The organism is Tessaracoccus flavescens (assembly GCF_001998865.1).
GTDB classification, from domain to species: Bacteria; Actinomycetota; Actinomycetes; order Propionibacteriales; family Propionibacteriaceae; genus Arachnia; species Arachnia flavescens.
Window position 1 is genome coordinate 636,270 of sequence record NZ_CP019607.1, and the last position, 22,635, is coordinate 658,904.

Below are 22,635 nucleotides of genomic sequence, written 5' to 3' on the forward strand. Positions count from 1 at the left end.
ATCGGCGCCATGACCTGGCCGCCCGTCCCGCTCAGCGCACGGCTGTCGGAACTGGTCGGGTGCCGGTTCGCCGTGACCGGCAGGGGCCCGGACGGCGCAGAGACCCTCGCCTACGTCCAGGTGAACCGCAGGCTCGCCTCCAAGCGACTCCTCGTGACGATCAGCGACACCGCCACCCGCACCCCTCTGCCGAGCATCGTCTCGGTGACGGTCCCGGCCGACCTGACGCTCGCGGAGGTGCTGCTCTCCCACGCCGACATCTCCGCCGGCGTCGCCGCGCTGGTCCCCGGCCTGCGCTGGCCGATGGGCGCAAACCCGGTGCTGCGGGACCTCTGGTGGATCGGCCTGGTCGTCCCGATGGCGTTGGCTGTCGCCGCGCAGTCACCGATTCCGCTGCTGCTCGTCTTCCTGACGGGGTTGGTCCCCTTGGCTCTCGGGGCCCGCAGGCGGGTGACCCGCAGCGGCGTGCAGATCCCTGCGACCGCCGTCGACGAGGCCGGGCGCGAACTTCTGCCGAGTCGGGTGCGCCCCCTGCTGCCCGACGCGGAGGCACTCGCGTCCGCCGGCCCCACCCCGTCGGACAGGGTGGGGCTCGTCCGGGACCGTCTCGCCGATCTGCGCGACGACATCGTCTACCAGATCGGCAACTCGGCTCTCTTCGATCCGGCTCACCCGGCGACGGAGCGGCTCGAGCTCGCCCTGCTCGCCTGGGCGCCGGGCTCGCCTGCGGCCGACGAGTTGGCCACGGAGGTGGAGGATGCCTTCGAGGCCGCGCGGAGAAGCGCCGAGGAGCTGGGCTTCGACCACCTTCCGCAGACGGCCCGGCCGACGGCGCGCAGAGCGCAGAGCGCGGCCCGCACCGCGCTGTCGGCGAGAACGCGGGAGGAGAGGACCGCCGCGGCAGCAAAGGCGGCCGAGTTGCTCTCCTCCCTTGCCCTGTACTACCTGCCAGGCATCGACGCCGACGCCCCTGGGTTGATCGCGCCGCGCCGGATGATCGAGCCGCGATGAGCGGGTCGGCGCCGTCTCCCCGGGACGATCGGCTTTCGCTCCAGGGACTGCGACCGCTCGGCCTGGATGCGCCAGTCAGCGACTACACCGGCGGCCTCGCCATCGGGATCGCCGGCGCCGACATCCTCGCCGCGACGACGCAGGTCGACGAGGTCAGCGTCTTCGGCCAGGTCCGCCGGGCGCGCTCCGTGATCACCTGGCGCAACTCCGGTCCGATCCCGCGTCGGCGGGTGCGCACCGTTGCCGACTTCTCCACCCTGGCGTCGCTGGCCCTCGAACGCGACCTCCGCCTGGAGCGCGCCTTCCTCGCGGCCGAGTGGCGCTGGGGCGTCACCGGCCCACGGATCCTGCTCGAGAGCGGGGAGCACCTCACCCCCGGCGAACTGGTCGCACGCCTCCCTTCCCCCGACGCGGCCCGTGATGCGGCGCTGGCCCGCGTGGCCGACGTCCGGGCGCTCTACGGCCGGATGCTGAGCGATGTCGCCTACCGGATCGAAAACTCAGCGCTCTTCGACTCGGCGGTCCCCCTCACGAGCCGGTTCGAGACCGCCCTCACACTGTTCTCCGACGCGACCGACCAGACCACCGATGCGGAGCTCACGCGCAGGGCGGGTCTTGTCCGGGTGACCTTCGACGCGGCAAGGGCCAACGCAGAGACCCTCGGGCTCGGGCACCTGCCGGTCACGGCCCGCGACGACGCCAGGCGTGCGGCGGGGGCCGCGCGGCTCGCCGCGGGCGCCGCCACGGAGGCGGAGCGCGCGGCGGCAAACGCCCAGGTGGTGCGGATCCTCGGATCGCTCGCGCTGTACTACCTGCCCGACGTCGGTCGTGGACAGCTGGAGCGCTGAGCTCAGCCGATCCAGGTCCCCTCTGCGGAGGCCATCAGCGAGGCGAAGGCGGCGGGACCCGCGACGGCTGGCGCGAGCGTGTCTGCGACCTCGGGGGTGGGCGCCTTGTCCGCGCGCCGCTCCGGGTAGGCCTGCGGCTCGACCCCCTCGATCTTCGCCGCCTCCATCTGCTGTGCCGCGAGGCTCGCGTACAGGCCGCCGAGGGCGAGCAGCTCGGCATGGGTGCCCGACTCCACGATGTGGCCGGCCTCGATGACGTGGATCACGTCGGCGTTGACGACGGTGGACAGGCGGTGCGCGATGCTGAGCGTGGTTCGGCCCTCGGCGACGTTGTCGAGCGCCTCCTGGACGACGCGCTCGGACACGGTGTCGAGGGCGCTGGTCGCCTCGTCGAGCAGCAGCACCGGCGGGTCTTTGAGGAGGACCCGGGCGATGGCGATGCGCTGCTTCTCTCCGCCGGAGAGGCGGTAGCCGCGCTCACCGACGACCGTGTCGTAGCCCTGCTCGAAGCTCGAGATGATGTGGTGGATGTTGGCGGCGGTGCACGCGCGGCCTCGATGTCCTCCTGGGTGGCGTCCGGCTTGGCGTAGAGCAGGTTCTCCCGGATCGTGGCGTGGAACAGGTACGTCTCCTGCGAGACGATGCCCACGTGGTCGATGATCGACTCCTGGGTGAGCCGCCGCACATCGGTGCCCGCGAACTCGACCACGCCGGCGGTTGCCTCAGAGCCGCGGTGCGAGGTAGAGCACCGTCGACTTGCCCGCCCCGGACGGGCCGACGAAGGCCACGTTCTGCCCCGGCTCGGCGACGAAGGTGAGCGTCGGCCTCGTGTCGGGAGCGGCGTCCGGGTACCGGCAACACACGTCGCGGAAAGCGATCCGTCCGGGCGGGCCGGGTCCCTGTTCGACGCTGATCGCATCCGGTGCGTCGGAGATCGCGGGGGTCATGTCCAGGTACTCGAAGATGCGGGCGAAGGTGGCGCCGGAGGTCTGCAGGTCGAGCGCGACCCGCATCAGGCCCATCAGCGGCTGCAGCAGCCGGGCCTGCACCGTGGTGAAGGCCACGATCGTGCCTGCCGTGATGGTGTCGGCTCCGCCGGTGACGAGGTAGCCGGCCACGAGATAGATCACCGCAGGAATGCTGGCCGTGATCACCTGCACGACGGCGAAGAACCCCTGGCCGCTCATCGCGCGTCGGACCTGGAGGGCGATCTGGTTGGAGTTCTCCTTCTGGTATCTGGCCGACTCGGTGCGCTGCCGGTTGAACGCCTTCGACAGCAGGATGCCGGAGACGCTCAGCGTCTCCTGCGTGATCGAGGTCAACTCGGAGAGCGACTCCTGGGTCTGTGTCGCGATCCGTGCGCGCACCTGCCCGACGCGGCGCTGGATGAACACCAGGATGGGCATCAGGACCAAGGCGATCGGCGTCAACCGCCAGTCGATCAGGATCATCGCGACGAGCGCGGAGATCACGGTCACGACGTTGCCGAGGATGCTGGTGACGGTGTTGGTTAGCACGCCAGAGACGGCCCCGACATCGTTGTGCAGTCGTGACTGGATCACGCCGGTCTTCGTCCTGGTGAAGAAGCCGAGTTCCATCGCCTGAAGATGCTCGAACAGCTTGACCCGCAGATCGCCTGTGACCCGGTTGCCGACAGTCGAGGTAAGCCACGTCTGCAGCACCCCGAGCGCCGAGGACAGGAGGTAGAGGGCGATCATGGCCACCACGAGGCGGACGAGCAGACCCATGTCGGGCCCGCCATCGACCGGGAACAGCGCGTCGTCGAAGCCCGCTGCACGATCAGTGGAGGCACGACGGCGATCGCCGCGCCGAGCACCACGATCAGGCCGGTGACCACGATCTTGCCGAGGTAGGGCCTGAACAGCGCCACGATGCGCTTGCCGAGATCCTTGATCTGCGGCGCCTCCGCGTTCAGCCTCCGCTGCGCCGCCTCGTCAACACCCCTGAAACCGCGGCCTCCGCCGCCTCCTCCAACAGACATGGGCTCAGGTTAGTGACCAGCCGCAGACCGCGGGGGCGGACCCACCCGGCGCAGCCCTTGGCCGATGAGCACTCCGGCCAGCCAGACATCGCGTGGAAGGCGGCCGAGACCGCCCTCGCGGCAGAGCATCCGGGAGAGCGGGAAGCGGCCGGCAGGTCGGCCGCGCAACTGCTGGCCTCGCTCGCCCTGAACTACCTCCCCGTCGTCGACCCGGCCGTCGCGTCGCTGATCGGTGCGCGCAGGGCCATCGACACGGGGCACGCCCGTCCCGGCGAGCGACTAGCGTTGGGGCATGAGCGAGAACGAAAAACACGGCAAGGGCGGCGTCTACTCCGTCAAGGGCGAGGAGTTCGACCGCGACTCCCGCTACATCCCCACCAGGATCGTCAAGGATCCCGCACCGGGCAGCGACGACTACCCCGTGGAACCGGGCAGGTACCGGCTGGTCGCCGCGTACGCCTGCCCCTGGGCCAACCGCGCGATCATCGACCGTGACCTGCTCGGCCTGCAGGACGTCATCTCGATGGGCAACCCAGGTCCCACCCACGACGCCGACTCGTGGACGTTCGACCTCGACCCCGGCGGCGTCGACCCCGTGCTCGGCATCCCGAAGCTGAAGGACGCCTACCTCAAGCGCTTCCCCGACTACTCCCGGGGCATCACGGTCCCGGCCCTCGTCGACGAGACCACCGGCGAGGTCGTCACCAACGACTTCCCACAGATCACCAAGGACCTCTTCTTCGAGTGGAAGGACTTCCACAAGGACGGCGCCCCCGACCTCTGGCCCGAGGACAGGCGCGAAGAGATGGAGGCCGTCATGGAGCGCATCTACACGGAGGTCAACAACGGCGTCTACCGGTGCGGCTTCGCGGGTTCCCAGGAGGCCTACGACGCCGCCTACGAGCGCCTCTTCACCGCACTCGACTGGCTCGAGGAGCGGCTCGCCGACAGCCGCTACCTGATGGGAGACAAGATCACCGAGGCGGACGTGCGGCTGTTCACCACCCTCGTGCGCTTCGATCCGGTCTACCACGGCCACTTCAAGTGCAACCGCAACAAGCTGACCGAGATGCCGAACCTGTGGGGATACGCCCGGGACCTGTTCCAGACGCCCGGCTTCGGCGACAATGTCGACTTCCAGCAGATCAAGGACCACTACTACAAGGTGCACACCGATCTGAACCCGCTCGGCATCGTCCCCCTCGGCCCCGACCTGAGCGGCTGGACCACACCCTCCGGCCGTGGCTGACCCCTCCATACCGGCCCGGACGCTCGTCTCGACCGAGGCACCGGTGCGGCTCTTTGAAGGAAAGGCATTCGTGGCTGGGATGCCTGGTGGGTCGCTCTGCTCGGCGCTCTTCGTGACCCGGTTTCGCGCACATAGGAAGGTCCACAGGCCCCCAACAGCGGTGCTGCACGAAAACCACCGGGGCTGGGCGGGCCCCGCTGAGCCCGTATTCTGGGCACGGTGGCATCGACTCCCCCACCCCTTGACCTCAGCCCCGTGCGCTTCGCGACCACGCTCGCTGAGCTGACCTCGCCGGTCGTGATCGAGTCGGAGGACGGCTCCATCACCGTCCTTGAGGTGCTCGGGGCAGGCAAGGTGCGGCTCAGCCGGGCGGACAAGGCCGATCCCGAGTACCTGAACGGGCGCCCGATGGCGACCGAGGTGGGCGATCTCGCCGTGCTCGAGTGCCCGTCCAGACCGGTCAGGGCCTTCGCGCTGCCTGCGGGAGCCATGCAGGTGCGCCACAGGCTCACGGTGATGCTGGCGACCTCGCTGTTCGCGCTCGCGATGCTCGCCGTGATCGCCCTTGTCCTGCTCAGCGGCCTGAGCGACGCCATGAAGGTGTTCTGCACCGTTGCCCTGATGACGATCGCGGCGGTCGCACCGCTGCTGCGCGCCCGGCTCCGCCCCTCTGCGAAGCACAGCTACCGCACGGCCGGCGGCGACTACCCCCTCGACCGGCTGCTCGACGCCCGACCGGCGGGTGGCCGCCGCGGCCGCACTCGTCGACTCGATCAAGGAGGAGTACGGGGCGCTGTTGTCAGACCTGTGCTACCGGATCGAGAACCCAGCGCTGTTCGACCCCGCAGACGATGCCGCCCGCCGGTTCACGACCGCCCTGATCCGCTGGGACAGCCGCGCCGCGGAACTCGAGGCTTCCGAGGTGTCGACGCTGGCCGCGGAGGTGCGGGTCGCCTTCGACGCGGCCAGGTCCCACGCCGAGACCCTCGGCATGGACCACCTCCCCGCCGCGTCACGACCCGAGGCGGAGCGGGCACTCGAGACCGCACGCCTCGCTGAGCGCGCAGCGACCCCCTCGGAACGCTCGGCTGCCCTGACGAGGGTCTCGGAGATCCTCGCCTCGCTCGCGCTGTACTACCTCCCGAGCCCAACCGAGGCCACACAGATGGTGGAGGGTCGACCCGTCCTCGCATTGCCGGAAGGATCCCGGCCGGTACGCTCCGTCAACGCCTCCGCCCTCGACTCCCCGCCCGTCCAACGCGACCTGTCCGGCGGGACCCTCGCCGACGTCGTCCGACTCGTCTCCCGGGGTACAGGCCACGAGGCCATCGCCCTTCCGCCCGTCGACTGGGCAGGCCGGGCCGAGGGGTTGCGGCTCCAGTGGCCCGGCACCATCCTCGTGGGCGTCATCGTGACGGTCCTCCTCATCCTGCCTGGTCTTCCCGTGTTGGCCGGGTCCGCGATCCCCATCGCGGCTGCGGCCGCCGCGATCACCTGGTCGCTGCTGCGTCGGCGCCGGCCAACCAGAATCCGCACCGCAGGCGATCTCCGGCTCGACTCGTCCAACCTCGTCGACTACGCCATCGCGCGGCGACTCGGCGAGCGGCCGGAGGCACTCACCGACGACCAGCGACGCGGACGCATCACCGCGAGGATGGACGCCGTCCGGGCCGAGTACGCACGGCTCTCCGCCGACATCGTCTACCGGATCGAGGCGTCGGCGCTGTTCGATCCGGCCTCGACCCCGACGAAGTCGTTCGAGGTCGCCCTCGTCCGTGCGGAAACCGAGGCAGGATCGCTCACCCTCGATGACCTGGACGAGATGGCCACCGAGCTCGAGATCGCATTCTCCGTGGCGCGCGACCACGCGGAGACCGTCGGCATCGGACATCTCCCCGCGACCGCACACGAGGACGCGCGCCGCGCCTCGAAGGCCGCCCGGCTGGCCTCGCGTGCAGCCACCGAGGGCGAGCGCGAGGCGGCGCTGGCCCGGGTGGTGCGGATCCTCGACGCGCTCGCGCTGCACTACCTGCCGGCTCCGGACACCGCCCGGCGCCAGCTGACGACGGGTGCTCAGTCGAGCGAGACGGCCGCCTCGGACGTGTAGTCGAGGAACGTGAACGTCTCCTGCAGGTAGAGCGTCACGCTTGCCAGGTCGTGGGTGAGGTAGCCGATCTCCACGTCGGAGCCCAACTGCAGGTCGAAGTCACCGCCGCGCGTGGTCAGCACGAAGGCGCCGTCGATCGCCGGGGCCCAGATGATCTTTCCGTCGACCAACCGCTGGATGTGCTCGAGGATCGGGTAACCGTGATCGGAGGTCTCCGCGACCGCGGTGTAGGCGTCGGCCGAGAGCAGCACGCTGTAGGGGCCCTGCACTCCGGCCAGCCGCAGCTCCGTGATCGCGCGCGCGATCACGTCAGGGATGTCGATGGCATCCGCCGGCAGCTTGAGGGGGGTGTTCGAGGCGGACTTCCTGATCCCCTCGATGCCTGCGGCCGCATAGCCCTCGAAGATGGCGCGGTCCTCGGCGAAGGCCAGCTTCTTCGCCGCCTCCTTCACCGGATCCCAGTCGGAGTCCTGGCCGCCACGCTCACAGTTGTCGATGTCCTCGCGGCCGACGGTGAACGGCACCCGCAGCCGGACCATGGGCTGGGTGACCCGCAGGTTCGCCTCGATCCCGTCGCCGGGCGGGTCCGCGGGCGCGAGGTGGCCGGTGTTGGTGGCGGCGGCCTCAGGGCCGTGCGGGCCGTTGACGTCGACGACGCGTCGCCCTGCGATGTGACGCTTGAAGGTGCGGGCGGCCTCCTCCTCGATCTGGGCCCAGGCCTCGGAGGTGACGGGCGCGAGGTCGCGGTACAGGTTGTTCATCAGTTCTGTCCTTTCAGGCTGCCGATCGAGAGGGAACCGCCCTGAGCGGGCGGCGCGGAATCAGTGGATGGCTCGGGTGCGGAGGCGACGCTGTCCGCACCCGCGAACGGGAGCGGATCGTCGAGGAACGCGTCGGTGGCGACGTAGAACATGCAGCCGGTGACGGCCGTCGAGAAGTCGAGGATGGCGTCGGTGTTGCCAGGAGGGTCGCCGATGAACATGTTGTCCAGCATGCGCTCGGTCACGTCGGGGTTGCGCGAGTAGCCGATGTAGAACGTGCCGAACTCGCCCTTGCCGACGTCCCCGAACGGCATGTTGAGCCGGACGATCTTGAGCTCGCGGCCCTGCTCGTCGTCGATGGTGTTGAGCACGATGTGCGCGTTGGGCTTCTTCTTGTCATCGGGGATCTCGATGTCGTCGAGCTTCTTGCGCCCGATCACGTTCTCCTGCTCCTCGACGGTGAGCGCCTTCCATGCCGTCATGTCGTGCAGGTACTTCTGGATGTGCACGTAGTGGCCGCCCGCGAACCGCGGGTCCTCCCCGCCGATCGTCGTCGACGACTCGGCGAGCTCGCCGGTGGGGTTCTCGGTTCCGTCGACGAATCCGAGCAGGTCGCGCTGGTCAAAGTAGCGGAAGCCGTGCACCTCGTCGACGACGGTGATCGCGCCGTCCATGGTGTCGGAGATGCGGGTGGCGAGTTCGAAACACATGTCCATCGTGTCTGCGCGGATGTGGAACAACAGGTCGCCTGGCGTGGACGGCGCGACGAAGCGGTCCCCCTTCACCTCCTTGAAGGGGTGCAGCTGCGAGGGTCGCGGGCCCGCGAACAGCCGGTCCCACGCATCGGAGCCGATGCCGACCAGCAGCGTCAGCTCCCGCTCCGGGTACCGGAATCCGACGCCGCGCGTCAGCCCGGAGAGATCCTCGAGCGCGTCATGGACGGTCGACTCGCCGCATTGGTTGATGGTGGCGACCAGGAACATGGCCGCGGGGGTGATCCGCCAGGTGTCAGAGTGAGAGGAAACCACGCTTCAACCTTAACGCCCGGAGTCGGAGGCTGTGTGGATACGCTCTACTCGACGCGAGCAGGCAGAACTTCAATCATCTGCCCGCGCGCGACACTAGGCTGACGCCATGCCCAGGCGACAGTATGAGGTCCTGCCCGGCGGGCACGGCTCCCGCGTCAAGATCAACGCTCGTGGACGCGCGATTCTGCGCAACCCCCGGATCAACCGTGGGACGGCCTTCACCCAGGAGGAGCGCAAGCAGCTTCAACTGGTCGGGCTCCTGCCGACCCATGTCACGCCGCTGGAGGCCCAGCTTCGCCGCGCCTACGAGCGTTTCCGCAAGGCGGAGACGGCACTGGAGCAGTTCGCCTACCTCCAGGCGCTCCGCGAACGCAACACGGTGCTCTTCTACCGTCTGCTCAGCGACCACCTCGCCGAGATGATGCCGATCGTCTACACCCCGACGATCGGCGAGGCGATCAAGGAGTTCAGCCTCTGGTACCAGGCAGTCAACGGGGTGTTCCTCTCCATCGACCAGCCCGACCTGCTGGAGCGGGCGCTCCGCTCCAACGTGCACGGACCCGACGACGTCGACCTGCTGATCGTGACCGACTCGGAAGGCATCCTCGGCATCGGCGACCAGGGCGTCGGCGGCATCCAGATCTGCATGGGAAAAAAGTCGATCTACACGGCGGCCGCAGGTCTCGACCCCGACCGGATCCTCGCCGTCGTGCTCGATGTCGGCACAGACAACCTCCGCCTGCTCAACGACGAGCTGTACTTGGGCGAGCGTCACGGCCGCGTCCGCGGGGCACGCTATGACGAGTTCATCGAGCAGTTCGTCGAGGCGGCCTCAAAGGTCTACCCGCACGCGATGCTGCACTGGGAGGACTTCGGAGCGGGCAACGCGCACCGCCTGCTCGAGACCTACCGCGACCGGGTGTGCACATTCAACGACGACATCCAGGGCACCGCGGCCGTCGTCGCGAGCGCCATCCTGGCAGGTGTCAAGGGCAACCGGGAGCGCCTGCGCGACCAGAAGTTCGTCATCCACGGCGGCGGCACCGCGGGGGTCGGTGTGGCCGGCCTGCTGGTCGACCTGCTGATCAAGGACGGCCTCACCGAGGACGAGGCGAGGTCCCGGTTCTGGATCACCAGCAGCCGCGGCCTCGTCACCGACGACGCGACGCAGAAGTTCCGCGACTTCCAACGTCCCTACGCGCGCGGCATCGGCGAACTCGAGGAGTGGGAACTCGACCAGCCCGGGCACTACATGCTCGCCGACATCGTGCGCAACGTGCATCCCACCGTGCTGATCGGCACGTCCGGGCAGCCAGGGTCGTTCACCGAGGACATCGTGCGCGACATGGCCGGCCACGTCGATCGCCCGCTGATCCTCCCGCTGTCCAACCCGACCGCGCTCGCCGAGGCCGTGCCGTCCGACCTGATCGAATGGACCGACGGGCGCGCCATGATCGCCACCGGCTCCCCCTTCGCCCCGGTCAGCTACCAGGGCGTCGCCTACACCATCGCCCAGGCGAACAACGCACTCATCTTCCCCGGGATCGGTCTTGGCGTCGCCGTCTGTCGGGCCAACCGGGTCACCGACGGCATGGTCGCGGCCTCCGCGGAGGCGGTGGCCTCGCTGTCGGTCGTGCAGATCCGCGGCGACTCGCTGCTTCCCAGCGTCAAGGACCTGCGCCGGGTCTCGGCGACGGTCGCGCTAGCCGTGGCGGCGGCCGCCGAGCAGGACGGCGTGGCCGAGCGTCCGCTGACCGATCCGGTCGAGCAGATCTACGACGCGATGTGGCAACCCGTGTACCCCGAATTGATCATCGAGAACTGAAGGTGCCTGGCACGGGACGGGGGCCGCGACGACCGCGTCCTGATCCGCCCTCACAAACCGTCGCCGCTTCACGAAAGACATAGGGACACCCCCCTCGGCCCCGCAGGGTACTCGCCGCCCGGCTGCGTGGCGGAACGGCGATCGTGCTCGCCTCGAGGCGTCTGGTCGCGGTCGATCGCGACCGGTGCTGCATGGCGAGCAGGTCCGCGCGGTTCTCCTCGACGGTGAGGTCGTCCGCCGGCCAGTCGGACTGGCTCCACAGGCGCAACTGCGTCCGCGCGTCCATCACCGCGGCGTGGTCGGCCTCCGCATCGTCGACGGTGACCGGGCGCAGCACGAACTCATCGATCACCAGCCGCTCGGGGAGGACGCGGTCGGGATCGGTCAGTCGCATGAGGCGCACCGCATGCCCTACAGCTGGGCCCGGAGCGAACGGAGACGGGTGAGCGACGAGTCACGGCCGAGGATCTCCATCGACTCGAACAGCGGCGGGGAGACCCGACGACCCGACACGGCGACGCGGATCGGGGCGAACGCGAACTTGGGCTTGATCCCCATCCCCTCCACGATCCGCTCGCGCAGACCCGCCTGGATCGACTCGGCGTCGAAGGCGACGTTCTCGGTGACGGCGATCGCCGCGTCAAGCACCTCGGCCGCGTTCTCGGGCAGAGCCGCGATGGCCTCCGGGTCGATGACGAGGTTCGCGTCGGACCCCAGCAGGTAGTCCAGCTGCGGCACGGCGTCCTTGAGCAGCACGAGACGCTCCTGGATGATCGGCACCGCCTGGCGCAGCACCGCGAGCTGCTCGTCGTTCGGATCGACCCACTGGCCCGTGTCGCTTGCGAAGGCCGCGATCCGGTCGGCCAGCTCGTCCGCGCTCAGGGAACGGATGTAGTGGCCGTTGAGCCAGTCCAGCTTCTTCAGGTCGAAGATCGGGCCGACGGTGTTGACCTTCGACCATGCGAAGTTCTCGACGAACTCCTCGAAGGTCGAGACCTCGCGTTCCTCGTCGCCCGCGTAGCCGAGCAACTGGAGGAAGTTGCGCACGGCCTCCGGCAGGTAGCCCTGCTCCTTGAACCACATGAGGCGCGCGGCGGGGTTCTTGCGCTTGGAGATCTTCGACTTGTCCGTGTTGCGCAGCAGCGGCATGTGCGCGAAGGCAGGAAGCTCCCAGCCGAGCCAGCGGTACAGCAGGATGTGCTTCGGCGTGGACGAGATCCACTCCTCCCCTCGGACCACCGTGTTGATGTCCATGAGGTGGTCGTCGACGACGACGGCGAGGTGGTAGGTCGGAAAGCCGTCCGCCTTCAGGATCACCTGATCGTCCGGGCGGGGAGCCTTTACCGTGCCGCGGATGATGTCGTCGAACTCCAGCGGCGCATCGTCGGGGATCAGCATCCGCACGACGGGCGTCTCGGTGAAGCCCGGCAGCTCGGCGCGCTCCTCGCGGGTCTTGCCGACGCACAGCCGGTCGTAGCCGGTCGTGGACAGCTTCTGACGGTTCTGCTCGTCGCGCAGCTCGGCGAGCCGCTCCTGCGAGCACCAGCAGTAGTAGGCGTGGCCCTGCTCGATCAGCTGCTCGACGAATGGGCGGTAGGTCTCGAGACGCTCCGACTGCTTGTACGGGGCGAACGGCCCGCCGACCGCTGGGCTCTCGTCCGGGGAGAGGCCCAGCCAGTCGAGCGACTCGTAGATCTGGGCCTCCGAGCCGGGAACAAGGCGGTTCTGGTCGGTGTCCTCGATCCGCAGCACGAACCGCCCACCCGTGCGCCTCGCCCATGCGAGGTCGAACAGCGCCATGAAGGCGGTGCCGACGTGGGGGTCCCCGGTCGGGGAGGGGGCGACGCGGGTGCGGGCAGGCTGCGGTGTTGTCATAGTGGTGCCCACTCTAGTGTCGAGCGGCTGATGATGTCCCTGCGACAGACCCTGCCCACCCGGCGCCGACGACCCCCAGGACGGCAGTTCCCGCCGTAGAGGCCGCCGACCCGGCAGAATTGGTCCATGGTCTCCGAGAAGAAGTCCGACGCCCTCGCCAGGCGCGACGAGTCAGCCACACCGGCGCCCGTCGAGAGCCCGACCGATCCCATCGCGGCAGCCCGCGAGGAGGCCGAGCGCGCCCTCGCCAGCGAGCGGCCCGCGAAGGCCACGCGGATGCTGACCTACGTGCTCGAGGATCTCGTGCCCATTCCGGGCACGAAGTACCGGGTCGGGATCGATCCGCTGCTCAGCCTCGTCCCTTGGGCGGGAACCGCGGCCGGTGCCGTCTTCGGAACCGTGCTCGTGTTCGACGCGATCCGGCTCAAGGCCCCGATTCCGGTGTTGGCGCGGATGCTCGGCAACTGGGTGATCGACTGGGCCGTCGGGCTCGTCCCGTGGGCAGGGGCGCTGCTCGATGCGGTGTGGCGGTCGAACAACAAGAACCTGAAGCTGCTCAACCGCACCATCGACAACCGCCAGCAGGTGCACCAGGCCTCGGTCAGCTACTGGATCGCCGTCGCGGCCATCTTGACCTGCATGGTCCTGCTGACCATCGCGGTCCCGGTCGCGCTGATCGTATGGCTCGTCTCCCGGGGCTGAGCACCACGCCCGAACCGGTAGCATGACGCCATGACTGATCCCGCCATGCCCAGCAACTTCATCTACGACGCCGTCGCCGACGACGTCGCACAGGGGAAGCGTGGCGGACGGGTCCAGACCAGGTTCCCACCGGAGCCCAACGGCTTCCTGCACATCGGCCATGCGAAGGCGATCGTGGTCGACTTCGGGGTCGCCGACGACTTCGGTGGCATCTGCGTGCTCCGCCTCGACGACACCAACCCCGAGACCGAGGACGTGTCCTTCGTCGAGTCGATCGCCGACGACATCCGCTGGCTCGGCTACGACCCGGCAGACGAGCGCTTCGCCTCCGACTACTTCGAGCAGCTCTACGCATGGGCGGAACAGCTGATCGAGGCAGGACTCGCCTACGTCGACGACCAGAACGGCGAGGAGATCTCCGCCAGCCGCGGCGGCTTCGGCAGGCCCGGAGTCAACTCCCCCTACCGCGACCGCACGGTCGAGGAGAACCTCGACCTTTTCCGCCGGATGCGCGCAGGCGAGTTCGGCGACGGCACCCACGTGCTGCGCGCCAAGATCGACATGGCACACGAGAACATGCAGATGCGTGATCCCGTGATGTACCGCATCCGCCGCGCCCACCACCACCGCACCGGCGACTCCTGGGCGATCTATCCGACCTATGACTGGGCGCACGGCCAGTCCGACGCCATCGAGGGCGTCACCCACTCGCTCTGCACCCTGGAGTTCGAGTCGCACCGCCCGCTCTACGACTGGTTCCTGGAGAAGCTGGGCATCCCTGACGCGCCGCGCCAGTACGAGTTCGCCCGGCTCGAGCTGACCCACACCGTCACCTCGAAGCGCCGACTCGCGAAGCTCGTCTTCGACGGGGTCGTCGACGGCTGGGACGATCCCCGGATGCCGACGCTGCGAGGCCTCCGCCGCCGGGGCTACCCCGCGAGCGCGATCCGGGCCTTCTGCCGCGAGGTCGGCACCACGCGGACCAACTCCCGGCAGTCCATCGAGTACCTCGAGAGCTACGTCCGCCGCGACCTCAACGCGACGGCCCAGCGCCGGATGGCGGTGCTGCGCCCGCTGAAGCTGCGGCTGACCAACTGGCCGACCGACGAGAACGGCGACCCGGTCGTCGAACACTTCGAGATCGCCAACAATCCCGAGCGGACCGAGGACGGGACCCGTAAGGTGGCCTTCACCGGCGAGTTGTGGATCGAGCAGGAGGACTTCCAGGAGGTGCCCCCTCCGAAGTACTTCCGTCTCTCCCCCGGCCGGGAGGTCCGGCTGCGGGGTGCGTATCTCGTCACCGCGACCGACGTGGTCAAGGACGACGAGGGCAACGTCGTCGAGGTGCACGCCACCTACGACCCGGAGACAAAGGGCGGCAACGCCCCCGACGGTCGACGGGTGAAGTCGACGATGCACTGGGTCTCGGCCCCACACGCCGAGGACGCGACGGTCGCCCTGTACGACCGACTCTTCACCGCGGAGGCTCCCGGCGAGCGCACGGGTGAGGCGCTGGACGACCTCAACCCCGAGTCGCGTGAGGTGCTCTCCGGTTGCAAGGTGGAGGCGGCACTCTCCGACACCGCACCCGGCGACGTGGTGCAGTTCGAGCGGCTCGGCTACTTCGCCGCCGACACCGAGCAGCCGATGCTCTTCCACCGCACGGTCGGCCTGCGCGACGAGTGGGCGGCGATCCAGAAGCGCGGCTGATCCATCCCTCCCGGCCGGTCCACGCCGACCACCATCGACGAAAGGGCCCCCGGTGCGAAGCCGTCGTGGTGCTTGAGGGTCAGGATGCCCATCTTGAAGCCCTGGTCGCGCAGGGTCTTCACCCAGGCGTCGACGTCGACCTCACCGGTCGGATCGAAGCGGTGAAGGCCCGCGTCTGGGCGCCCTGGTTGGCCTCGTTGCCGAAGGCCACCGAGCCGCGCGCGCCCTGGCGGCTGAGCAGGTTGCCGGTGACCTCCGCCTCCTTGTACCCGTCGAGCCACAGGGTGTGACTGGCAGCGATACATGGCGGGCTTCTGGTGACGCTGAGTGGCACCCAGCTCGGGGCCGGCATCGCTGGGGCTAGCGGACCTCTGCTCCTCAGAAGATCGATCTCGAGCTCCCTAGCCGTGGGGTACTCCTGCCGTCCGGCGCCTCGCAGTTACACGCGGTCTTCGAGGGAGGCCAAACGCCCAGCCTCAGGGGCGGAACTTCGCCCCCATGTCCCGCGGGCAAGAGCCCGACCCAGCGCAGACCGGTGAGCCGGCACTACCAGTCGCTTCATGATGCGGCGGTTCTCGCGACCGAGGATCTGCTCGATGTCCGCGACCTGATCGGCGAAATCTGCGGTGCGGTCGCGATGGGCGCCATCTATGGACCGTCGGGGACCGGCAAGTCGTTCGCCGTCGACGAGGCCGTCGCCGACCGCGCCGAACATGACCACGTGCGCACCGACTTCCGCGCCCGGCCGACGATGCGTTACGTCCGGCAGGAGCTGGGGCGGCTGCTCGGTGTGGCTGCGACGTCCAGCGCGTTCGATGCCGACTGGGCGTTGAAGCGGGCCCTGTCGGAACGATTCCGGTTGGTGATCATCGACGAGGCCCAATGGCTGAACCGGGAGTGTTTCGAGTATCTGCGGCACCTGCACGACGACCCCGACACCACCTTCGCCCTGCTGTTCGTCGGCGGCGACGGCTGCTACGAGGTGCTGCGCCGCGAGCCCATGCTGGACTCCCGCTTGTATGCCCATCACAGGTTCGCGCCGTTGACACCAGCCACGGTGGTGAAAGCGATCCCGACGTACCACCCGATCTACGCCGACGCCGACCCTGCCGTGCTGCGGTTGGTCGACGACACGTGCGGGCACGGCAACTTCCGCTCCTGGGCCAGGTTCACCTGCCACGCGACACGACTCTGCCAGCGGACCGGCCGGACCGTCTGCGACGAGGAGATCGCCCGCAACGCCTTCCGAACCCTCGGCGGCGGTCGTGGCCGCTAACCAGGCCACGCGGCTGGCCCCTCGGGTGACGGTGTGTGTCGATCTGGACGACGACGTCGCCGTCATCCGCGGCATCCACCGCGCCTGCGTTCTCGACCGCGGGCATCTCGTTCTCACCGCGGCCCCAGCCAGCAGCGCTGATGACCTGGTCCGCGCGATGCTCATCACCTTGAACGTGTTGTGGCGGCTGCCCGCCAGGCTGCGACCCGGCGGAGTCTCCCTCAACGATGTCGGCCGAGACATCGCCGAGTGGGAGATCTCTTGGGCGCTGAGCCGAGTCGGCATCACCAGCTTGTGGGTCATCGACGCCGACCGGGCGAAACTGTTCGCCTGGCTCTGGCTCCGCCACACCGCTGAGCGCGAAGACCTGCGCCTGGTCCTGCACACCACGACCGTCCCCGATCACTGGCAAGCCGCCGCGCTGACCGGATGCCGCGTGCGGACCATCAGCCCCGAGCAGCTGCTAAACCCGCGGAACCTGTCCCTGACTCGCCGGCACGCAGGTACTGATAGACGGTCTCGCGGCTGATCCCGAACTCACGCGCCAGCTCAGCTTTCGCCCGACCCGCGGCGGCACCGGACCGCAGCCGGTCGACCTGCTCGGGAGTCAAGGACCTGCGCCGCCCCCGGTAGGCGCCGCGCTTCTTCGCCAGGGCGATGCCTTCCCGCTGACGCTCACGAATCAAAGCCCGCTCGAACTCGGCGAACGCGCCCATCACCGACAACAACAAGGTGGCCATCGCGGTGTCCTCGCCGGTGAAGAGGAGCCGCTCCTTCACGAATTGCACCCGGACCCCGCGGGCGGTCAGTCCGCGGACGGTGCCGCGGAGGTCGTCGAGATTGCGCGCCAGCCGATCCATCGAATGCACCACGACGGTGTCGCCGTCACGGACGAACCGCAGCATGTCCTCGAACTCCGGCCGGTGCAGGTCCTTGCCCGAGACATGGTCGGCGAACACCCGGTCCACCTCGACACCGTCGAGCTGCCGGCTGGTGTTCTGCTCCAGCGTGCTCACCCGGGTGTAGCCGACCCGCTGACCCGTCACACGCCGCCTCGCTCTAACCAAAGTGTCAGGTTGAAATCTAAGACCAGCTGCGGCGAGTGTCAATCAAACACGCAAGAGACCCTAACCTGACGCTGGCCCGCCGAGTCGTCCTGACGTCAGCTTGGGGTGTACCTCAACCGGACATGGCGCCCTAATCAACCGATCCCGATGCTCTTCCGCTCGCGGCATCCAGTGAGACCGGAGACGTTCCTGCTGGAGCGTCTCGCAGGACCCGACGGCTCACGGGAGTTTGGAACGTTCGGACAGAGGGACGATCATGCAGACGCACGACAGCGACGTCGGCGGGGACGATCCGGCCGGCTGCGGCCAGGGTGGCGAGTGCCCCGAGTGCGATTCGATCCGAGCCGCACAGGATCGCCTCGATGTCGGGATGGCGCTCCAAGAGGTCACGGGTAGCCGCCGCGCCACTGACGGAATCCCAGCCTGAGAAGACGACCCGGCTGTCGGGGATTTGGGCACCAAGGATTTGACGGTAGCCGCGAAGTCGGTCGGTGGTGGCGGGGGTCGACTTAGCAGGTGAGCGAATCCGGTTGTTTGGTGATTGCAGGGGTCGCGCGTACGCGGCTGCCACTCTGCCCGTCCGAACCATGGCAGAGGTCTGTCCAGTGAGTTCGGACGTTGCGTGGTGGACCGCAAGGGTTTTGCGGGAGGCACCTTGGCCCGACGCGCTGGTCGGCAGCTACAGAACTGCTTGCCTATTTGACGGCGCCTTCGGTGAGTCCGCCTCGCCAGAACCGTTGCAGCACGATCATGGCGATCGCCAGCGGGATCACCGACAGCAGCACGCCGGCGATGGTCAGCTGGTAAAATTCGGGCAGGCGGTTGGTCTGGCTGAGCCAGTTGTTCAGGCCGAGGGTGATCGGGTACAGCTTCGTGTCCGAGAGCATCACCAGCGGCAGGAAGTAGTTGTTCCAGATGCCGACGAGCTGGAACAAGAAGACCGTGACCAGCGCGGGGGTGAGCACGCTGAGCCCGACCGAGTGGAAGATCCGCAACTCGCCCGCACCGTCGATCCGGGCCGCTTCGAGCAGGGCGTCGTCGACAGTCGCCTCCGCATAGATCCGGCACAAGAAGAGCCCGAACGGTGACACCAGCGAGGGCAGCAGGACAGACAGATAAGTGTTGGTGATGCCCAGTTGGCTGAACTGCAGGAACAGCGGCAGGGCGATCGCTGTGCCGGGCACGAGCACGCCGCCGAGGACGGCGCCGAAGACGGCCTCGCGACCCCGGAACTTGTACTTGGCGAGCGCGTACCCGCCGGCCGCGGCGAAGTAGGTGGCCAGGGCCGCCCCCACACCGGCGTAGAACACGGAGTTGAGGAACCACCGCACGTAGATGCCGCCGTCGTAGGTGAGCACCTGCTGGATGTTGCTGAACAGGGCGAAGTCGGAGGCGAACCAGAAGCCGTTCGTGGAGAACAGGTCCTGGGTCGTCTTGGTCGAGGCGACGATGACCCAGTACACCGGCATCAAGAAGTACACCGCGACGACGATCAAGATGCCGGTCACCAATATGGTGGACCCGCGGGTGGCGGTGGCCCCGTGGACCGTGCGGTGCGAGGGCCGCGTCTTGCCCGGGGCGGCGGTGGACGCCTTTGCGGTGGTGGTCACTTCGACCTCCTGTTGGTCAGGCGAAGGAAGGCGAACGAGAGGATGAATGCGACGAGCGCGATGAGCACCGCCTGGGCGGCGGCGACGTTGTAGTCGTTGTAGGCGAACGCGGTGGTGTAGGCGCTCAGGTTGGGCGTGTACTCGGAGTTGATCGCCGGCGAGACGCTCTGCAGCACCTGGGGCTCGGCGAACAGCTGCAGCGTCCCGATGATCGAGAACACGGTGGTCAGGATCACCGCCGGTCGGATCAGTGGCAGCTGGATGCTGCGCGCCACCCGCCAGGAGCTGGCGCCGTCGACCTTGGCCGCCTCGTAGACCTCGTTGGGGATCGTCTTCAGCTGGGCGACGATGATCAACATGTTGTAGCCGGTATAGCTCCAGGTCACGATGTTGGCGATCGACCAGAGCACGGTGTTCGGGCCCAGGAAGTCCAGCTCGATCCCGAACTGCGCGGCGATGTCGATCAACGGGCTCAGCCCCGGGACGTACAGGAACGACCACAGGATCGTGGCGATCACACCGGGAATCCCGTACGGCATGAAGTAGGACGCCCGGAAGAAGGCGGGCCAGCGGGCGGAAGCGCCTTCCAGCAGCAGGGCCAGGATGATGCAGAGCACCATCATGACCGGGACCTGGACGATACCGAAGAGCAGCATCCGGCCGATCGAGGCGATGAAGTTCTGATTGGACAGCGCCTGGGCGTAGTTGGCGAATCCGGCGAACTCGGTGGTCACGCCCTGCTCGCCGAACACGCCTTGGCGCGTTACCTTGGTGAAGCTCTGGGCGACGGCGGTCAGGATGGGGATCGCGAACGTCAGGATGAACAGCAGCAGGAACGGCGCCAGGAGCGCCCAGGGCGCCCAGGCCTTGCTGTTCCTGCGGTGTCGGCCCGGGCTCGGGACGAGGAGGGCGGCGGGCTTCTCGGCGCGCCGGGTCGTGGTGGTCACTAAGACGTCTCCTTCCGGATGGTCAGCCCCTTGTTGCGGAACGCGTCGATGATGTTGGCCTCGGACGCGCTGATGGCGTCGACGAGCGTGCCGCCCGACGCCTTCTTGCGGAACTGGTCCGCAATGATGTTGAACGACTGCTGGGTGATCGGCCACCACGTCCAGTCGGGGTTCTGCTCCTTGGTGGCGGGAAGGAAGATCTCCTCGTTGTAGCTCTGGCCGCCGAAGAACTCCGAGGGCTGCTGCCGCTGCGCCCCGATGTAGTCCGGCAGCGGCGACCAGCCGATGCCGCAGTACTTGATCAGGGCGTCGATGCCTTCCTTGCTGGTCTGCATCCAGATCGCGAAGTCGAGCGCCTCCTTCGGATGCTGGCTGTTGGCCAGGATGGCGGCGGTGGAACCACCGATGTAGCTGGAGCCGAAGCCGCTCGAACCCCACCGCGGCATGCTCGCGACCCGCCACTTGCCCTCGGCTCCGCTGACCCCCTCGAGCAGTGCGTCGCCCCAGCTTGCGCTGGTCAGCGAAGCGATCTGGTCGGCCGCCGCGGCCGCGAACCATGGCGTGGAGTACTGACCGAACGCCGTCGTCACCAGGTCGTCGTCGATGGCCTTGTCGAAGAAGCGGGCCGTTTTCATGGTGGCGTCGTCGGTCATGTTGATCACCCAGCCGTCGCCGTCCACCTTCAGCCAGCTCGCGCCGGCCTGGGTCGCGATCGCGGTGAACCAGGATGGGTCGGCGAGCGGGAAGCAGTCGATGTAGACCTGGTTCTTGCGCAGCTCGCCCGCGACGTCGGCCCACTCGTCCCAGGTCTTGGGCGCCTCGGCGCCGACCCGCTGCAGCAGGTCGGGCCGGAAGTAGGTGGCCATCGGGCCCGAGTCCTGCGGAATCCCGTACACGCCGTCGACGAAGCTGACCTGGCTCCACAACGTCTTGTCGAAGCGGTCCGCGTAGTCGTGGGCGCCGTAGCGGGCCAGGTCGACCAATCCGTTGACCAGGATGAACTCGGGGATGGTCCGGAACTCGATCTGTGCCAGGTCCGGTCCGGTGCCGGCCGCGAGCGCCGAGTACATCTTCGGATATCCGCCGCTGTTGCCGCTGGGGATCCAGATCGCCTCGACCTGGACCTGCGGGTTGTTGGCGTTCCAGATGTCACAGACCTTCTGCAGGTCCTTCAACCAGGCCCAGTAGGTGAGCTTCACAGGTCCGGTGGCCGGCGGGATGGCGGGTTCGGCGTTGACCGACGCGGTGCCCGGCGTGGAACATCCGGCCAGCAACGCAGCGCCCGCGGTCAATCCCAACCCGAGTAAACCTCGGCGCGACAAGGGAGACATAGCACCTCCAACGACGGTGTGGATGCGGCTGCGCCGACGCTCCCAACCGGGCGAAGTCGGCGATGGTGCGGTAACCTTAGCAGGAAACCAAGCAGGTGACCTAGTTTCATTTCGGACGAGTTTGGAGGATCGATGGCGAAGGCGTATTCGCGACGTCGAGGGCCCTGCGCCAAAACGGCCGAGCGGCGCCAACGGATCCTCGACGCCGCTCTCCAGGTCTTCGCGGCCCACGGCTACCGCGCCGGGTCGATGCGTGAGGTGGCCCGAGTCGCCGACATGAGCCTGTCCAACCTGATGCACCACTTCAAGACCAAGGACGACCTGCTGCTGGCTCTCCTCGAACGGCGTGACGCTGACAGTCCCGGGCAGCGGACCGGCACCAACGACCTCGTCGCCGACATACTGGCCCAAGCACGCTGGAACCAGACCATGCCCGAGCTGATCGCCCTGTACTCGGTGCTGTCAGCGGAGTCCCTGACCGACGGCCATCCCGGACGCGATTACTTCATCGAACGGTTCACCACCGTCCGGCGCGGCTTCGAAGAAGAGTTCGCAAAGCTACACGACGCCGGACGGCTGCGACCCGGAGTGGACCCGCACATGGTCGCCGGTTCCATCACCGCATTGTGGGACGGGATCCAGTTGCAGTGGCTACTGCAGCCCGACCAGATCGACGTCGTCGCATACCTGCAGGCCTTCCTTGACCTCGTTACCCAGCCCGCCGACTCCGCTCTCGTTCGGGTCATCCCAGAGAACTAACGGCCTGAACCGATGGTCGATCGCATGGTCGCCGCTGTCGAGCTCGACAAAGAAGCCATGGTCGACGGCGCGGCCATCCCTCGGGTGGTGGGACGGGCGTCTGAAGGTGCCGATGCCGTCCTGTGGGCTGTGCAGCATCAGCTCCTCCTACGTCACCGGCGTGGCACTTCCCGTCGATGGCGGGCTCGCCGCCGGCCTCTAAGCCTAAGTCCCACTTTGATCGCGAAGCCGCGTCCGACCCCAGACTGGGACTTGCGGGTCAACCGATCCTCAGACTCGGCCACCTCCAGCCACCGCCACAGCGTCCTCACCGATACCCCAGCTCGGCCGCCGCCGCCTCGACGCGCCATGTCGGCAACGTCTGCGCGCGGCGCACCGCCAGCAGCGCGGACACCACGCTCGCGCGAGCCTCGCCCGGCACGCAGCTCGTCTTCACCTTCTCTGAATTTGGCACCCGCCCGCTCCCGTCCCGAGCGCGCAGCGGCCGAGGGACGGCGCGATCACCACACGCCCACAACGACCGGCCT

Annotated in this window: 23 protein-coding genes and 1 pseudogene; 10 read left to right on the plus strand and 14 right to left on the minus strand. The window is 68.3% G+C overall.

Translation table 11 applies throughout. The annotated features are described in order from the left end of the window. Positions 1–9 precede the first annotated feature (9 nt). Both BW733_RS03105 and BW733_RS03110 read left to right on the plus strand, forming a co-directional pair. Positions 10–1,011 (plus strand): hypothetical protein, encoded by a 1,002-nt coding sequence (locus BW733_RS03105; RefSeq protein WP_077347816.1) that lies wholly within the window; start codon positions 10–12, stop codon positions 1,009–1,011. Next, positions 1,008–1,859 (plus strand): hypothetical protein, encoded by an 852-nt coding sequence (locus BW733_RS03110; RefSeq protein WP_077347818.1) that lies wholly within the window; start codon positions 1,008–1,010, stop codon positions 1,857–1,859. Before BW733_RS03105 ends, BW733_RS03110 begins: the two co-directional genes overlap by 4 nt. A 2-nt stretch (positions 1,860–1,861) precedes the next feature. Here BW733_RS03110 and BW733_RS18805 read toward each other — a convergent pair whose 3' ends face one another. From BW733_RS18805 to BW733_RS18815, 4 genes and pseudogenes are all read right to left on the minus strand, one after another. Continuing rightward, positions 1,862–2,263 (minus strand): P-loop NTPase family protein, encoded by a 402-nt coding sequence (locus tag BW733_RS18805; protein ID WP_237268278.1) that lies wholly within the window; start codon positions 2,261–2,263, stop codon positions 1,862–1,864. Positions 2,264–2,296: 33 nt separating this feature from the next. Further along, positions 2,297–2,389: pseudogene (locus tag BW733_RS19205) on the minus strand (hypothetical protein); the annotation flags it as partial. Between the two features lie 192 nt (positions 2,390–2,581). After that, on the minus strand, positions 2,582–3,607 hold the full coding sequence (locus BW733_RS18810) for an ABC transporter ATP-binding protein (protein WP_202970269.1): 1,026 nt from the start codon (positions 3,605–3,607) through the stop codon (positions 2,582–2,584). Further along, positions 3,574–3,861 carry a hypothetical protein gene (locus BW733_RS18815; RefSeq protein WP_202970270.1) on the minus strand — a complete coding sequence of 96 codons (288 nt, stop codon included), beginning with the start codon at positions 3,859–3,861 and terminating at the stop codon, positions 3,574–3,576. Before BW733_RS18815 ends, BW733_RS18810 begins: the two co-directional genes overlap by 34 nt. 292 nt (positions 3,862–4,153) lie before the next feature. Here BW733_RS18815 and BW733_RS03120 point away from each other — a divergent pair, with 292 nt between their 5' ends. Together BW733_RS03120 and BW733_RS03125 are read left to right on the plus strand one after the other, a co-directional pair. Then, positions 4,154–5,110, plus strand: a complete 957-nt coding sequence (locus BW733_RS03120; RefSeq protein WP_077347820.1) for a glutathione S-transferase family protein — start codon at positions 4,154–4,156, stop codon at positions 5,108–5,110. 922 nt (positions 5,111–6,032) lie between these two features. After that, entirely contained in the window at positions 6,033–7,217 is a 1,185-nt protein-coding gene (locus BW733_RS03125; RefSeq protein ID WP_152024535.1) for a hypothetical protein, read from the plus strand. On the opposite strand, the gene BW733_RS03130 is transcribed toward BW733_RS03125, so the two are convergent. Together BW733_RS03130 and BW733_RS03135 are read right to left on the minus strand one after the other, a co-directional pair. Next, complete coding sequence (locus BW733_RS03130) at positions 7,184–7,978, minus strand: family 1 encapsulin nanocompartment shell protein (protein ID WP_077347824.1); 795 nt, start codon at positions 7,976–7,978, stop codon at positions 7,184–7,186. The genes BW733_RS03125 and BW733_RS03130 overlap by 34 nt on opposite strands. After that, positions 7,978–9,006, minus strand: coding sequence for a Dyp-type peroxidase (locus BW733_RS03135; protein ID WP_237268279.1), 1,029 nt, complete (start codon positions 9,004–9,006; stop codon positions 7,978–7,980). The genes BW733_RS03130 and BW733_RS03135 overlap by 1 nt, the downstream gene beginning before the upstream one ends. Positions 9,007–9,112: 106 nt before the next feature. On the opposite strand from BW733_RS03135, the gene BW733_RS03140 reads away from it, so the two are divergent. Further along, positions 9,113–10,831 (plus strand): NAD-dependent malic enzyme, encoded by a 1,719-nt coding sequence (locus BW733_RS03140; RefSeq protein ID WP_077347826.1) that lies wholly within the window; start codon positions 9,113–9,115, stop codon positions 10,829–10,831. Here BW733_RS03140 and BW733_RS03145 read toward each other — a convergent pair. Continuing rightward, entirely contained in the window at positions 10,818–11,225 is a 408-nt protein-coding gene (locus BW733_RS03145; RefSeq protein WP_152024536.1) for a hypothetical protein, read from the minus strand. The two genes, BW733_RS03140 and BW733_RS03145, sit on opposite strands and share 14 nt — an antisense overlap. A 17-nt stretch (positions 11,226–11,242) precedes the next feature. After that, on the minus strand, positions 11,243–12,631 hold the full coding sequence (gene gltX, locus BW733_RS03150) for a glutamate--tRNA ligase (RefSeq protein WP_237268366.1): 1,389 nt from the start codon (positions 12,629–12,631) through the stop codon (positions 11,243–11,245). 201 nt (positions 12,632–12,832) lie between these two features. On the opposite strand from gltX, the gene BW733_RS03155 reads away from it, so the two are divergent. The 4 genes from BW733_RS03155 to BW733_RS03175 all read left to right on the plus strand — a co-directional run bounded on the left by BW733_RS03155 (position 12,833) and on the right by BW733_RS03175 (position 16,923). After that, positions 12,833–13,408: a DUF4112 domain-containing protein gene (locus BW733_RS03155; protein ID WP_077347832.1), complete on the plus strand. Its 576-nt coding sequence runs from the start codon at positions 12,833–12,835 to the stop codon at positions 13,406–13,408. 30 nt (positions 13,409–13,438) lie between these two features. Then, entirely contained in the window at positions 13,439–15,118 is a 1,680-nt protein-coding gene (locus BW733_RS03160) for a glutamine--tRNA ligase/YqeY domain fusion protein (protein ID WP_077347834.1), read from the plus strand. A gap of 535 nt (positions 15,119–15,653) precedes the next feature. Then, the gene (locus BW733_RS03170) at positions 15,654–16,394 is read left to right on the plus strand and encodes an AAA family ATPase (protein WP_077347838.1); all 741 of its coding nucleotides are present in this window, start codon (positions 15,654–15,656) and stop codon (positions 16,392–16,394) included. Further along, on the plus strand, positions 16,384–16,923 hold the full coding sequence (locus BW733_RS03175; RefSeq protein WP_152024538.1) for a hypothetical protein: 540 nt from the start codon (positions 16,384–16,386) through the stop codon (positions 16,921–16,923). Before BW733_RS03170 ends, BW733_RS03175 begins: the two co-directional genes overlap by 11 nt. Here the strand turns inward: BW733_RS03175 and BW733_RS03180 are convergent. The 5 genes from BW733_RS03180 to BW733_RS03200 all read right to left on the minus strand — a co-directional run bounded on the left by BW733_RS03180 (position 16,841) and on the right by BW733_RS03200 (position 21,316). After that, the gene (locus tag BW733_RS03180) at positions 16,841–17,410 is read right to left on the minus strand and encodes a recombinase family protein (protein ID WP_237268280.1); all 570 of its coding nucleotides are present in this window, start codon (positions 17,408–17,410) and stop codon (positions 16,841–16,843) included. The genes BW733_RS03175 and BW733_RS03180 overlap by 83 nt on opposite strands. A gap of 181 nt (positions 17,411–17,591) precedes the next feature. Beyond that, on the minus strand, positions 17,592–18,050 hold the full coding sequence (locus tag BW733_RS03185; protein ID WP_077347844.1) for a substrate-binding domain-containing protein: 459 nt from the start codon (positions 18,048–18,050) through the stop codon (positions 17,592–17,594). A 106-nt stretch (positions 18,051–18,156) separates the two neighbouring features. Then, the gene (locus BW733_RS03190) at positions 18,157–19,071 is read right to left on the minus strand and encodes a carbohydrate ABC transporter permease (protein WP_077347846.1); all 915 of its coding nucleotides are present in this window, start codon (positions 19,069–19,071) and stop codon (positions 18,157–18,159) included. Further along, positions 19,068–20,018, minus strand: coding sequence for a carbohydrate ABC transporter permease (locus BW733_RS03195; RefSeq protein WP_077347848.1), 951 nt, complete (start codon positions 20,016–20,018; stop codon positions 19,068–19,070). The genes BW733_RS03190 and BW733_RS03195 overlap by 4 nt, the downstream gene beginning before the upstream one ends. After that, positions 20,018–21,316: an ABC transporter substrate-binding protein gene (locus BW733_RS03200; protein ID WP_202970271.1), complete on the minus strand. Its 1,299-nt coding sequence runs from the start codon at positions 21,314–21,316 to the stop codon at positions 20,018–20,020. The genes BW733_RS03195 and BW733_RS03200 overlap by 1 nt, the downstream gene beginning before the upstream one ends. 165 nt (positions 21,317–21,481) lie before the next feature. On the opposite strand from BW733_RS03200, the gene BW733_RS03205 reads away from it, so the two are divergent. Next, positions 21,482–22,108 carry a TetR/AcrR family transcriptional regulator gene (locus tag BW733_RS03205; RefSeq protein ID WP_077347852.1) on the plus strand — a complete coding sequence of 209 codons (627 nt, stop codon included), beginning with the start codon at positions 21,482–21,484 and terminating at the stop codon, positions 22,106–22,108. Between the two features lie 307 nt (positions 22,109–22,415). Here the strand turns inward: BW733_RS03205 and BW733_RS18165 are convergent, their stop codons facing one another. Then, positions 22,416–22,562, minus strand: coding sequence for a hypothetical protein (locus tag BW733_RS18165; RefSeq protein ID WP_161490116.1), 147 nt, complete (start codon positions 22,560–22,562; stop codon positions 22,416–22,418). Between the last annotated feature and the right edge of the window lie 73 nt (positions 22,563–22,635).